Annotated in this window: 10 protein-coding genes; 8 read left to right on the top strand and 2 right to left on the bottom strand. The window is 74.5% G+C overall.

The genetic code is table 11. The features are described from left to right. The 6 genes from LPA42_RS08450 to LPA42_RS08420 all read left to right on the top strand — a co-directional run bounded on the left by LPA42_RS08450 (position 1) and on the right by LPA42_RS08420 (position 10,549). Positions 1-1,812, top strand: a complete 1,812-nt coding sequence (locus LPA42_RS08450; RefSeq protein WP_077936415.1) for a carbamoyltransferase C-terminal domain-containing protein — start codon at positions 1-3, stop codon at positions 1,810-1,812. After that, entirely contained in the window at positions 1,809-5,414 is a 3,606-nt protein-coding gene (locus tag LPA42_RS08445; RefSeq protein WP_077936416.1) for a non-ribosomal peptide synthetase, read from the top strand. The genes LPA42_RS08450 and LPA42_RS08445 overlap by 4 nt, the downstream gene beginning before the upstream one ends. Further along, positions 5,395-6,597 (top strand): cytochrome P450, encoded by a 1,203-nt coding sequence (locus LPA42_RS08435; protein ID WP_077936417.1) that lies wholly within the window; start codon positions 5,395-5,397, stop codon positions 6,595-6,597. The genes LPA42_RS08445 and LPA42_RS08435 overlap by 20 nt, the downstream gene beginning before the upstream one ends. Then, on the top strand, positions 6,598-7,821 hold the full coding sequence (locus tag LPA42_RS08430) for an MFS transporter (RefSeq protein WP_077936418.1): 1,224 nt from the start codon (positions 6,598-6,600) through the stop codon (positions 7,819-7,821). After that, the gene (locus tag LPA42_RS08425; protein WP_077936419.1) at positions 7,818-9,539 is read left to right on the top strand and encodes a condensation domain-containing protein; all 1,722 of its coding nucleotides are present in this window, start codon (positions 7,818-7,820) and stop codon (positions 9,537-9,539) included. The genes LPA42_RS08430 and LPA42_RS08425 overlap by 4 nt, the downstream gene beginning before the upstream one ends. Positions 9,540-9,601: 62 nt before the next feature. Beyond that, on the top strand, positions 9,602-10,549 hold the full coding sequence (locus tag LPA42_RS08420; protein ID WP_077936434.1) for a lytic polysaccharide monooxygenase: 948 nt from the start codon (positions 9,602-9,604) through the stop codon (positions 10,547-10,549). 6 nt (positions 10,550-10,555) lie between these two features. On the opposite strand, the gene LPA42_RS08415 is transcribed toward LPA42_RS08420, so the two are convergent. After that, entirely contained in the window at positions 10,556-10,909 is a 354-nt protein-coding gene (locus LPA42_RS08415; protein WP_077936420.1) for a hypothetical protein, read from the bottom strand. A gap of 130 nt (positions 10,910-11,039) precedes the next feature. Between LPA42_RS08415 and LPA42_RS08410 the strand changes: the two genes are divergently transcribed. Together LPA42_RS08410 and LPA42_RS08405 are read left to right on the top strand one after the other, a co-directional pair. Then, positions 11,040-11,939 (top strand): helix-turn-helix transcriptional regulator, encoded by a 900-nt coding sequence (locus LPA42_RS08410; RefSeq protein WP_077936421.1) that lies wholly within the window; start codon positions 11,040-11,042, stop codon positions 11,937-11,939. After that, complete coding sequence (locus tag LPA42_RS08405) at positions 11,939-12,139, top strand: DUF397 domain-containing protein (protein ID WP_077936422.1); 201 nt, start codon at positions 11,939-11,941, stop codon at positions 12,137-12,139. The genes LPA42_RS08410 and LPA42_RS08405 overlap by 1 nt, the downstream gene beginning before the upstream one ends. A 171-nt stretch (positions 12,140-12,310) precedes the next feature. Here the strand turns inward: LPA42_RS08405 and mgrA are convergent, their stop codons facing one another. After that, positions 12,311-13,300 carry an L-glyceraldehyde 3-phosphate reductase gene (gene mgrA, locus LPA42_RS08400; RefSeq protein ID WP_077936423.1) on the bottom strand — a complete coding sequence of 330 codons (990 nt, stop codon included), beginning with the start codon at positions 13,298-13,300 and terminating at the stop codon, positions 12,311-12,313. Positions 13,301-13,326: the final 26 nt, after the last annotated feature.

Below are 13,326 nucleotides of genomic sequence, written 5' to 3'. Positions count from 1 at the left end.
ATGCTGACGCTGGGATTCAGCGGCCTCGACCGCGGCACGGCGCTCAAGCGCGCGATACTCGGCGACGGGTGGCGGCGGGAACAACGGATCGTCCAGGGCCTGGACTCCGCGGCGGCCCTGGTCGACGAGACCGGGGTGATCGCCGCCGCCGCGCAGGAACGCTACGACGGCGACAAGGGTACCGGCCGCTTCCCCCACGACGCGATCGACGCCTGCCTGCGGGCGGCCGGGGCGACGATGCGCGACGTCGAGGTCGTCGCCCACGGCTTCCGGTACGAGCCGTCCCCCGTCTGGCGGCTCGACCACCTCGCCACCCGGTGGTACGAGGAGGTGTACGCCCAGCGCGTCCAGCGGGACACCTTCCGCGCCCACTACCCGCCCGCCGTCGCCGAACCCCGCTTCGTCCACGTGCGCCACCACGTTGCCCACGCCGCCAGCAGCTACTACCTCAGCGGCTTCGACGAGGCGCTGGTGGTCGTGGCCGACGGCATGGGCGAGCAGGAGTCGCTGACCGTGTTCGAGGGCCGGGGCGCGTCGCTCGACCAGTGCGGCAGCTACCCGATCATGAGTTCGCTGGGCATCCTCTACAGCGTCTTCACGCACTACCTGGGCTTCCAGCCCGGCATGGACGAATACAAGGTGATGGGCCTGGCCCCGTACGGGGACCGGCAGCGCTACCGCGGCCCGCTCGACGAGTTCGTCCGGCTCGACCCCGACGGCCGGTTCGCCGTGCCGCTGCTGTCGGCCAACAAGTCCCCGATGGAACGCGAGACGCACCAGGGCGTGCTGCGCCGGCTGGAGGAGAAGCTCGGCCCGGCGCGCGAGCCCGACGCCGAGCTGGCGCAGCACCACATGGACGTGGCCGCCGCCCTCCAGGACGCGCTGGAACGGACGCTGCTGCACGTGCTCACCGAGTACCGCCGCCGCACTGGGTTGCGCCGGCTCTGCCTGGCCGGCGGCGTCGCGCTCAACTGCTCCGCCAACGGGGTGATCCTGCGCAGCGGCCTCTTCGACGAGGTGTTCGTGCAGCCGGCCGCCGGTGACGACGGCACCGCCCTGGGCGCGGCCCTGGCCGCGCTGCGCGAGGCGCGGCCGGCGGCGCCGGCCGGCATGGACATGCCGTACTGGGGGGACGACCTCGCCGCCGCCGACGTCGCGGCGGCGCTGCGCGACCTCGGCCCCGGCTTCACTGTCGCGCGGCACGCCGAGGAGGACCTGGTCCGCGAGACCGTGGCGCTGATCGAGGGCGGTGCCACGGTGGCGCTGTGCCAGGGCCGGATGGAGTTCGGCCCGCGCGCCCTGGGCAACCGCAGCATCCTCGCCGACCCGCGCTCGCCGACGATGCGCGCCCACCTCAACACGGTGGTCAAGCAGCGCGAGGAGTTCCGCCCGTTCGCCCCGGCGGTGCCCGTGGAGGACGCCGCCACCTACTTCGACATCCCGCCGGGGACGCAGGCGGCGTTCCGGCACATGCTGATGGTCACCGGCGTGCGGGAGCCCTACCGGGACCGGCTGCCCGCCGTCACCCACGTCGACGGGTCCGCCCGGGTGCAGGTGGTGCAGCGCGAGTCCGCGCCGCTGTTCTGGGGGCTGCTGCGCGAGATGGGCCGCCGGACGGGGCTGCCGGTGCTGGTCAACACGTCGTTCAACCTGCGGGGCCAGCCGATCGTCCGCACCCCCGCCGAGGCGGTCGCCACGTTCGCCCGGTCCACCTTGGACGCGCTCGTCCTCGGCGACCACCTGGTCCGGCGCACCGGCACGGGTGCCGGCGCCGGTGCCGACGCGGGTCACGACGCGGGGAGCGCCGCGTGAGCATCGACAACGAGCCGGCGACGGCCGACGCCGCGCCGTACGCCGAGATCGTGCACGCCGCGATGGGGCAGGTGCTGCGGCGGGACCGGATCGACCCGTACGCCGACTTCTTCGACCTCGGCGGGCAGTCCCTCCAGGCCGTCGAGGTGGCCCTCGAACTGCGCCGGCGCACCGGCATCGCCGTCGACCTGGACCTGCTGTTCACCTGCCGGCGGCCCGTCGACGTGGCCGCGCACCTCGCCCGGCACGCGCCGTCGGCCCGCGAGACCCCGATGTCGCCCACCGAGGAGCGGCTGCTGTTCTCCGACCGGCTGCACCCGGGCTCGCCGCTGTACTGCGTCCCGGTGCGCTACCGGTTCGCTGGCGACGTCGACGCCGAGGCGCTGCGCGCCGCGCTGCAGGACCTGGTGGACCGGCACGAGGCGCTGCGCACCTGCTTCACGGCGGACGGCCGGCGGCTGGTCCGGTCGGCCGCCGCGCTGCCGTGGACGGTCGTGGACCTGTCCGGGGAGGAGCCTGCACGGGCCGCCGCCGAGGCCCGCCGGTACGTCGCGGAGGAGGCCCGCCGGCCGGTGCCCACCGACGTGCCGCCCCTGGCACGGGCCTGCCTCGTCACCGAGCCCGGGGACCGCGCGGTCCTGCTGCTCACCCTGCACCACCTGATCGCCGACCAGCACTCGCTGGACCTGCTCGACCGCCAGCTCCAGCAGTCGTACGGCGACCGCGCCGGCCTGTCCCGGGACCTGCCGCCGCTGCGCCGCCGGGGCCTGGCCGGACGCCCCGACGCGGCGGCGGCGCGCGCCCACTGGCGGGGGCAGCTCGCCGGGCTGGGCGGCCGGATGGCGCTGCCGGCCGACCGGCCGCGTCCCGACGTGGTGGGCCCGGCCGGCGAGGTGGTGACCGCGCCCGTCGACGCGGCGCTGGTGGCCCGCCTCGCCGAACTCGCGGCGGCCTGCGCGGCGTCGGAGTTCATGGTGCTGCTCGCCGCGTACGCGGCGTTCCTCGCCCGGGTCGCCGCGCCCGGGGGCGCGGCGCATGCGCCGGAGGTCGTGGTCGGCGCGCCGCTGGGCGGGCGGACGGCCGACGACGAGGACACCGTCGGCATGTTCGTCAACGTCCTGCCGGTCCGGGTGCGCGTCGGGCCCGACACCACGTTCCGGCAGCTCGTCACGCAGGTGCGCGGGCAGGTCAGCGCGGCGCTGGCCTACCAGTGGACGCCGTTGCAGGAGCTGGTGGCCGACGCGACCGCCGCAGCCGGTGCCGCCGGGCACCCGCTGACCCAGGTCAGCATCTCGCACGTCGACGACCGCGCCTGGCACTGGGCCCCGGCCGGGGCCACCGCCGCCCGCGACGTGCTGTCGACCGGCACCGCCAAGTACGAGCTGCTGTGGACGGTCACCACCGGCGCGACGGCGGCGACGTCGGCGCTGGAGGCCGCCGCCGACCTGTTCACCCGGGGCCGGGCCGAGGAGCTGCACGGCCGGCTGCTGGCCGGCCTCGCCCGGCTCAGCGCGGCCCCGGACGCCCCCGTCGCGGCGACGCTGTCCATCCCGGAGACCCCGCCCGCGCCGGTCGCGTCGGCCCCGTCGGTCGCGTCGGCCCCGTCCCGGCCCGTCGGCCGGGTCCCCGGCGGGTACACCCGCCAGCCCGCCGACCGGCCGGTGCACGAGCTGGTGGCGCAGCGGGCGCGCGCCTACCCGGAGGCGGTCGCCGTCCGGCACGGCGGAAAGAGCCTGCGCTACGGCGAGCTGGACGCCGCCGCCGCCGGGCTCGCGGGGCACCTGGTCGAGGCGGGCGTACGGCCGGGGGACCGGGTCGCCGTGGCCGCCGAGCGGGGCGCGGACGCGGTCACCGCGTTCCTGGCCGTGCTGCGCGCCGGGGCGGCGTACGTGCCCGTCGACGTCGCCCAGCCGCCCGCCCGCAGCCGGACGATCCTGCGTGACAGCGGCGTGCGACTCACCCTGTGCCAGCCCGGCGCGCAGGAGCACGTGCCGACCGGGGTGCCGACCGTCGACCTGGCCGCCGCGCTGGCCGGGGCCGCCGACCGGCCCGCCCCGCCGCCGGTGCCGGTGCCGGTGCCGGTGACCGTTCGGCATCCCGCGTACGTCATGTACACCTCCGGCTCCACCGGCACGCCGAAGGGGGTGGTGGTCCCGCACGAGGCGATCCTGCGGCTGGTGCCGCGCTCCAACTTCCTGAGCCTGCACCCGGAGGACGTCGTCGCGCACCTGTCGAACACCGCCTTCGACGCGGCCACCCTGGAGGTCTGGGGCGCGCTGTGCGCGGGCGCGACGCTGGCGGTGGTGCCCCGCGAGGTGGCCCTGTCGCCGCACCGGATGGGGCGGTTCCTCGCCGACACCGGCGTGAGCGTCATGTTCACCACGAACGCGCTGCTCAACGCCATCGTCGCGCACGTGCCCGACGCGTTCGCCGGGCTGCGGGTGCTGCTCATCGGCGGCGACCAGTACGCGCTGGAGCCCGTGCGGCGGATGCTGGCCGCCGGCGCGCCACAGCACCTCGTCAACGCGTACGGGCCGACGGAGAACACCACCTTCTCCGCCGCCCACGAGGTGACCGCCGCCGACCTGGACCGGGGCGTCCTGCCGATCGGCGGGGCCATCGACGGCACGTACCTGCGGGTCCTCGACGACCGGCTGGCCCCCGTCGCGCCCGGCGGCACCGGCGAGCTGTACGTCGGCGGCCAGGGGCTGGCCGACGGCTACGTGGGCGACCCGGGGCGCACCGGCGCCGCGTTCGTCGCCGACCCGTACGCCGTCGAGCCCGGGGCGCGGCTCTACCGCACCGGCGACCTGGTGCGGCTGCTGCCCGACGGCGGCGTCGTGTTCCTCGGCCGCCGCGACGACCAGGTCAAGGTCAGCGGGTTCCGGGTCGAGCTGGGCGAGGTGGAGCGGGTCCTCGGCGACTGCCCCGGGGTGGGCGAGGGCGCGGTGCTGGCGGTCGCCGACGCCGACGCCGTGGAGCTGGTCGCCGTGCTGACCGGCCCGGCCGACCCCGGCGAGGTGCGGGAGTTCCTGCGGGCCAACCTGCCGGCGTACATGGTGCCGGCGCGGTGCCACCGGGTGCGGCGGCTGCCGACGACCAACAACGGCAAGGTGGACCGGCCGGCGCTGCTGGCGGAACTGGGCCGCGCCGCTGCCCCGGATCCGGCCGCTGCCCCGGCCCCGATTCCGGCGGGTGCCCCGGCCCCGGCTCCGGACACGCCGGCCGCCCCGGCCGCCGGTTCGCCCACACCCGGCGCACCGGCCACCGCCGACGACCCGGTCGCCGCCGGCCTCGCCGACATCTGGCGGGACCTGCTCGGGGTCGCCGACGTCGCCGCCGACAGCCACTTCTTCGCCCTGGGTGGCACCTCCATCAAAGCCCTGCACCTGGTCGGCGCGGTGCACCGGCGGTTCGGCGTGGACCTGCGGATCGTCACCGTGTTCCGCCGGCCCGCCTTCGCCGACCTGGCCCGCGAGATCGCCGACCTGGCCCGCGAGACGACCGACCTGGCCGGGGAGACCACCGACCCGGCCGGGGAGACCACCGACCCGGCCGGGACCGAGCGGAGGGGGCACGGCGATGGACCTGGGCGACCCTGACCTCTACCTCGACCCCGACCGGTTCGCCCGCTGGCGCGACCACGCCGCCGCCGACGCCGTGCTGTGGAGCGATGCCGGCACGTCGCCGGGCGGCTTCTGGTCGGTGTTCTCGCTGGCCGCGTGCCGGGCGATCCTCGCGCCGAAGGCGCCGTTCACCTCCGAGTACGGGATGATGATCGGCTTCGACCGCGACCACCCCGACAAGGCGGGCGGCGGGATGCTCGTGGTCGCCGACGGACCCCAGCACGGCCGGCTGCGCAGCGTGATCATGCCGTTCCTGTCCCGGGCGATGGCCGAGTCCCTCGACGACGTCGTCCGGCAGGAGGTGCGCCGGCTCGTCGCCGACGCCGTCTCGGCCGGCGGCGTCGACGTCGCCGCCTCGCTCGGGCCGGTGATCCCGGCGAGCGTCGTCTGCCGGATCCTCGGCGTGCCGGCGGACGACCGCGACATGCTCATCGAGCTGACCAACCACGCGTTCGGCGGCGCGGACGACACCTTCGACCGGATGTCGCCGGAGGCGGCCCACTCGGAGATGATCCTCTACCTCGCCGACCTGGTGGCCGACCGGCGGCGCAGCCCGGGCGACGACCTGATCAGCGCGCTGGCCGCCGACAGCCGGTTCGACCTGCGCGAGGTGCTCCTCAACTGCGACAACGTCCTCGTCGGCGGCAACGAGACGACCCGCCACGCGATCGCCGGCTGCTTCCACGCGCTCGCCACGTCCCCGGGGACCCTCGCCGGTCTGCGGGCCGACCCGGGCCTCGTCGGGCCGGTCGTCGAGGAGGTCATCCGGTGGACGTCGCCCGCGATGCACGTGCTGCGGGTCGCCACCGACGACGTCGACCTGCCCGGCCAGCGGGTGTCGACCGGCGACGCGGTCGTGGCGTGGCTGCCGGCGGCCAACCGGGACCCCCGCCACTTCGACGCCCCCGACGAGTTCCGCCCCGGCCGCACCGCCAACCACCTGGGCTTCGGGTACGGCCCGCACCACTGCCTGGGTGCGGCGCTGGCCCGGCTGGAACTGCGGGCGCTGCTGCTCGCCCTGGCCGAGTTCGCGGAGGCGGTGGCCGTGCTCGGGGAGCCGGTGCCGCTGCGCTCCAACCTGGTCCACGGCTATCGCCACCTTCAGGTGCGGCTGGAACCCGTCGGCCGCCCCGCCAACCACCGAGAGGCGCTGAGTTGAGTGACCGCGTTCAGGGACGGCCGGTTTCGGCGGCTGTACATCGGCGACGCACTGTCGGGCTTCGGCGACACCGCGCTGCTGCTGGCCCTCGGCATCTGGGTCAAGGACCTCACCGGCAGCAACTCGGCCGCCGGTGTGGTCTTCCTGGCCATGGGCCTGCCGGTGCTGTTCGCCCCGCTGGCCGGGCGGCAGATCGACCGGGTACGCCGCAAGACACTGCTGATGGTCACCAACGGCATCGCCGGGCTGGTGGTGCTGGCGCTGCTCGGGGTGCGCAGCGCCGAGGACACCTGGATCATCTACGCCGTCGCCATCGTGCACGGCTGCGTCGCCACGGTGCTCACGGCGGGGCGCAACGCCCTGCTCAAGGACCTGCTGCCCGACCGTGACCTGCCGTCGGCCAACGCGGCGTTCGGCACGCTGTTCGGGTTCACCCGCATCCTCGCGCCGCTGGTCGGCTCCGGCATCTACGCCGCGTTCGGCGGCCACCTGCTGGCGCTGATCGACGCGCTGACCTTCCTCGCCGCCATCACCGCGCTCGCGTCCGTACGCGTCAACGAGTCGCCGCCGGAACCCACCGGCGAACGGTTCGGCACGGAGCTGCTCGCCGGCCTGCGGCACATCCGGTCGGTTCCGCTACTGTCCCAGGTCACCCTGGTCAGCGCCGTCGCGTTCGGGGCGGTGGGGTTCCTGGAGCCGATCATCTTCGTGGTGGTCGAGGACGGGCTGCACCGGCCGGCGGCGTTCTTCGGGGTGATCGTCAGCGTCCAGGGCATCGGCTCCATCGCCGCCGGGTTCACCGGCGCGTGGCTGCTGCGCCGCGCCGGCGAGGCCCGGGCCATCGGCGGGGCGCTGGTCGGCCTGGGGATCGGCTGCGCCGCCCTGGCCGTCGGCGCGACCCCCGTCGTGCTGGGCGGGGCGATCGGGATCGGGCTCGCGGTCACCTGGTTCTCGATCGGCTGGAACACCCTGCTGCAGCGGCACACCCCCTCGCGGCTGCTGGGCCGGGTCTTCACCACGGCGGGCATGCTGGTGACGGTCCCGCAGACGGCGTGCATCGGGGTGGCCGCCGTCCTCATCGGCGTCGTGGACTACCGCGTCCTGCTGGCCGTCCTGTCGCTGGTGATCCTGCTGTCGGGGCTGCGGCTGCTGACCCGCCCGAGGCCGACGCCCGCGCCCGCCGAGGAGAAGACCGACCAGACCGAGTTGGAGGTGGCCCCGTGACCGCGGCCGAGACCCCGACTCTCCACCGGACGGTGCGGGTGCCCTTCGCGGGGCACCGCGCGGGCCGCTGGCCGCTGCCCCACGGGCAGAGCAACGTCTTCGACTGGATGCCGCACGAGGGCACCGGCGCGGTGTTCGTCGTCCACGCCGACCTGCCCGCCGGCCGCACCGTCGACGACGTGCTCGACGCGGCCGGCGCGCTGGTGTCCCGCCACGAGGGACTGCGGACGGTCTACGAGGTGGGCCCCGGCGTCGAGCGGGCCCAGGTGGTGTCCCGGTCCGGCCACGTCGAGGTGACGCTGCTCGAACTCGGGCCGCAGGCGCGCGACCGCACCTGGATCACCGATCCGCCCCGCCCGTTCGACCACGGCGCCGACTTCCCCGTCCGGATGGCGGTCACCACCGACGCCGGGGTGCCGGTGCGGGCCGTCTTCGAGTTCTCCCACACCGTCGCGGACCTGGTGGGGGCGAACATCGTGCTGGACGAGTTCGTCGGGCTCGTCGCCTCGCCCGCCGACCGCACGGCGGGCGGCCACGCTGACCAGCATCGAGCCGACCCGCCGGCCTGGCAGCCCGCCGACCAGGCCGAATACGAGCAGACCCCCGAGGCCCGTCGGCGGATGACGAGGACGCTCGACTACTGGCGCAGGCAGCTGGAGACCATGCCGCCCTGCCTCGTCTCCACCCCGGCCCGCCGGGAGGGGGAGCCGGAGCACCGGCTCGCGACGCTGCGCTCCACCCCCGTCGCCGCGGCCCTCGCCGAGATCGCCAAGCGGGCCAGGGTCACCCCGGCCAGCGTCCTCGTCACCACCACGGCGACGCTGCTGTGCTGGTGGACCGACACCGACCGGGCGATGCTGGAGGCCCTCTACAGCAACCGGGCGCTGCCCCGCATGCAGAACTTCGTCGGCAGCATCGCGCAGAGCGCGCTGGTCCCGTTCGCGCCGGCCCCCTCGTTCCACGAGACCCTGCGGCAGACGCACCTCAACATCTTCAACGCCTACCAGTACGCCTACTTCGACGCGACCGCCGTGGAGGAGCTGGTCCAGTCGATCGGCTCCCAGCGGGGCTGCCAACGGCACCGTGACCTCGTGATCAACGACATGAGCACCTCCCGGGGTGGCGTGTTCGACGGGCGGGCCGGGGTGCCGGTGCGGGGCACCGAGGTGGAGAGCGGCCTGGAGACGCAGACCACCGGCCCGGTGCAGCTCGTCATCCTGCGTACCCGGCCCACCGTCGTGGTCGGCCTCACCCACGACGTACGGCACGTCACCACCGACGAGGCGGCGGAGCTGCTGTGGTCGATGGAGCGGATCCTGCTGACCGCCGCCGAGCGGGACATCGACTACAGCATGCTCGGCGACCTCGTCGGGCTCGACCGGGTCATGCGCGGCGACAACTGGGTGGAGATCGACTCCGCCTGGATCGACCTCGCCCTCAGCGAGCGGGTGCTCCGGGAGGCGACCGGCGACCCGTACGCCAGGATCGTGCTGCGGAACGGGCCCGTCGGCGCCCGGTCGCTCGTCGGGTACGCCGCCCCGGCCGACCCGCGCGTCGACCCGCGCGACGTGCACCGGGCGATCATGGCGACGCTCGGCGGCCGGCACGGCGCGACCGCCCCCGACTCGTACGTCCTCTGCGCCCACCCGCCCCGCCACCCCGAGGACCCGGCCGCCTGGCAGGCGCAGCCGTTCCGCGCGGCGGGCACGGGCAGGTAGGGGCAGCGCCCGTCGAACCTTTGCCGCCCCGCGTCCGTACCACTGTGCGGGAGGTCGACACCATGGCCGTACGCCGCACGTTCGCCGCCGCCGCGGTCGCCGCCGCGACCGTGGCGCTCGCCGCGCCCCCGGCGTACGCCCACGGGGCCCCCACCGACCCGCTGAGCCGCGCCGCCGCGTGCCGGCCCGGCGGCCCCCACGCCGCGACCCCCGCCTGCCGGGCGGCCGTGTCGGCCGGCGCGGCGGTCCGCGAGTGGGACAACATCCGGGTGGCCCGCATTGACGGGCGGGACCGGCAGCGCATCCCCGACGGGGAGCTGTGCAGCGGCGGGCTGTCCGCCTACCAGGGGCTGGACCTGGCACGCTCCGACTGGCCGGCGACCGAGCTGACGGCGGGCGCGAAGTTCACCTTCCGCTACCGCACGACGATCCCGCACCGGGGCACGTTCCGGCTCTACTCGACCGTCGACGACTACGACCCGAAGCGGCGGCTGACCTGGGTCGATCTGGAGGCCGAGCCGTTCCTCACGGCGACCGACCCGCCGATCCGCGACGGGGCGTACACGATGACGGGCCGGCTGCCGGCGGGCCGTGCCGGGCGGCACCTCATCTACACGATCTGGCAGAACTCCGACACCCAGGACACCTACTATTCCTGCTCCGACGTCATCTACCGCGAAGCTGCGGCCCCTCGCGGTGGCGCGGCGGCGGAGAAGCCGGCGACCACCGCCGCCGCCTCCGCGGGGGAGTCGGGGCCGGCGAACGCGCCCGAGGTGCTGGCCGCCGACGCGGGCACGCTGGGCGAGACCGTCGGGGGCGCGCCCGGGGTGCCGGTGTCGTCGGTGAGCCGGCTCGGCCCGGGCGGGTGGCCGGTCGCGGCCGGCGCGGCGGTCGCGCTGGTCGTGCTGCTGGCCGCCCTGGTCGTACGCCTGCGCCGGCCCGCCGCCCCGCCACCCGGCCGCCCCTGCGGGGTACGCAACCACCGCGCGGGCCGCCGCCGGGTCTGGTGACGTTGCTTAACCGAGGCGGCTGTCGATCTCGGCCGGCTTCTCGACGGGGACCAGGACACCGCTGCCGGACCAGTTGATGTCCTCGCTGGCGAGGGCCTTGTCCGGCTCGCCGTCCTCGTCCAGGGTGGAGTAGCCGGCGTGGTAGCGGCCGAAGCCGTATCCACCGGCCGCCAGGGTGGCCAGCGCCCAGGGCAGCAGCCCGTCGCGCAGCTTGTCCGGCACCTGCTGGTCGACGGGCACCCGGACGACCCCGAGCAGGTCGTACCACTCGTTGGGCGTGCCCGCTTCGCGCACCCGGCAGAGCGAGAACGCGTGCCGCACCTTCGGCTCCAGACCAATCCACCTGACCTCGTTCAACATGCTGCCTCCTCGGTGACGGTCTTGGAGAGAGCATCGCCGATGATGGCGCTTATATCAAGGGCGTGGTGTGCGGCGAGTCTTTGTACTATGGTCGCCAATGTGCCTGCGACCGTGAACGGATGGGGTTGAGATGACGACGAACGCCGCAAGAACCCGCCGCAAGTCGACGCCGCCGCTCGCGTCGCCCACGGTGCAGGCGTGGGAGCTGGGGCTGCGCCTGCGGGAGCGCCGCGAAGAGGTGGGCATGACGGCGGTCGCGGCGGGCCGCGCCAGCGGCATCACGCAGGCGTACATCTCCGGGGTGGAGGCCGGGCGGGTCAAGCTGCCGGGCGACCGGCTGGCCCAGCTCGTCAAGATCTACGAGATCGACCCATCGGACGCCGCCGAGCTGGAGGAGCTGCGGGTCGGTGCGATGCAGCGGGCCTGGTGGCACCAGTACTCGCAGCTCTTCCCGGCCGATTTCCTCCGCTTCCTCGGTTACGAGGCGGGCGCATCACACATCCGTACCTATGACAACGAGCTGCTCCACGGGCTGTTGCAGACCGAGGGGTACGCCCGTGCGGTCATCCGGGGCGGCAACACCTATGTCCGGCTGACCGAGATGGACCGGCGGGTCGCCGCCCGGATGGCGCGGCAGCGGCGGCTCGGCGACGACCACCCGATCCGCGTGACCACCGTGATCGCCGAGGGCGTGCTGCGGCAGCAGGTGGGCGGCCCGGCGGTGATGCGCGCCCAGCTCGACCACCTCGACCGGCTGCTCACCGAGCGCCCCGAACAGATCGAGATCCGGGTGATGCCCTTCACCGCCGGGGCGCATCCCGCGCTCGGTGGTCCCTTCCAGATCCTGTCGTTCCCCTCGCCCCGGCTGCCCGACCTCGTGTGGCAGGAGGTGCTCACCTCCAGCGACATCATCGACCAGTCCAGCCGGGTCGCGGACTATGTCGTGACGTTCGCCGAGGCGCGGGAGCGGGCGTTAGGCTCGGCGGAGTCGCTGGAGCTGATCCGGCGGATCGCGAAGGAGATGACGTGATGGCCGCTCTCCCCACCCCCGACCGTGGCTGGTTCAAGTCCTCCCGCAGCTCCAACAACGCGGCGTGTGTCGAGGTGCGGTTCGTCGGCGGCGCGGTCGACGTCCGCGACACCAAGGACCGCACCGGCCCGACGCTCGCCTTCGACAGCCGCTCCTGGGCGAGCTTTGTCGCCGGGTTCAAGGCTGGCGCGGCGAGCTGACGAGTTCTCTCCCGCCTGCGCCCAGAGCCGCCATCCCTCCGGCGCTGGCGGCCACGAGGGATCGAGCGGCGAACCGGGGGTGAATCTTGGAAGAATTCGGCCCCCAGAGGGGCCCTTTGCTTCCAAGATCTCCCATTTCCGACCGCACCCCACCCTCTCGGGTGGTGACGCTCAGCCGAGGTGGCCGTCGATCTCGGCCAGCTCCTCGGCGGTGAAGTCCAGGTTGTCCAGGGCGGCGACGTTCGCCTCCAGTTGGGCGACGCTGCTCGCGCCGATGATCAGGCTGGTCATGCGCGGGTCGCGCAGCGCCCAGGCGAGCGCGAGCTGGGCCAGGGACTGCCCGCGCCGCGCCGCCACCTCGCCGAGCGCCCGGATGGTGGCCATCTTCTGCTCGTCGAGGTCGCTCTCGTTGAGGAAGACGCTGGTGCGTACCCGGGAGTCCTCGGGGATGCCGCTCAGGTAACGGTCGGTGAGCAGCCCCTGGGCGAGCGGGCTGAACGCGATGCAGCCGGCACCCACCCGCTCCAGCGTGTCCAGCAGGCCGTCGCGCTCGGTCCAGCGGTCGAGCATCGAGTACGACGGCTGGTTGATCAGCAGCGGCGTGCCGAGGTCCCGCAGGATCGCGGCGGCCCGCTCGGTCTTCTCCGAGTCGTAGTTGGAGATGCCGACATAGAGGGCCTTGCCGGAGCGGACGATCGCGTCGAGCGCGCCCATCGTCTCCTCCAGCGGGGTGTCCGGGTCGAACCGGTGCGAGTAGAAGATGTCGACGTAGTCCAGCCCCATCCGGCGCAGCGACTGGTCCAGCGAGGCGATCAGGTACTTGCGGGAGCCCCACTCGCCGTACGGGCCGGGCCACATGTCGTATCCGGCCTTGCTGGAGATCACCAGCTCGTCCCGGTAGGGCTTCAGGTCCGTGGCGAGCATCCGGCCGAAGTTCTCCTCCGCCGATCCGGGCGGGGGGCCGTAGTTGTTCGCCAGGTCGAAGTGGGTGATGCCGAGGTCGAAGGCGCGCCGGACGATGTCCCGCTGCCGCTCGTACGGCCGATCCGGCCCGAAGTTGTGCCACAGCCCGAGCGATACGGCCGGCAGCCGCAGCCCGCTGCGCCCGCTGCGCCGGTAGGTCATCGTCTGGTAGCGCTCGTCCGAGGCAAGGTAGGTCACGGTTTTGACCCTATCGCCGGGCCGGT

Source organism: Micromonospora sp. DH13 (assembly GCF_020873825.1).
Lineage (GTDB): Bacteria > Actinomycetota > Actinomycetes > Mycobacteriales > Micromonosporaceae > Micromonospora > Micromonospora haikouensis.
The sequence above is the reverse complement of the archived record's forward strand: the minus strand, read 5'-3'. Positions and strand labels throughout refer to the sequence as shown.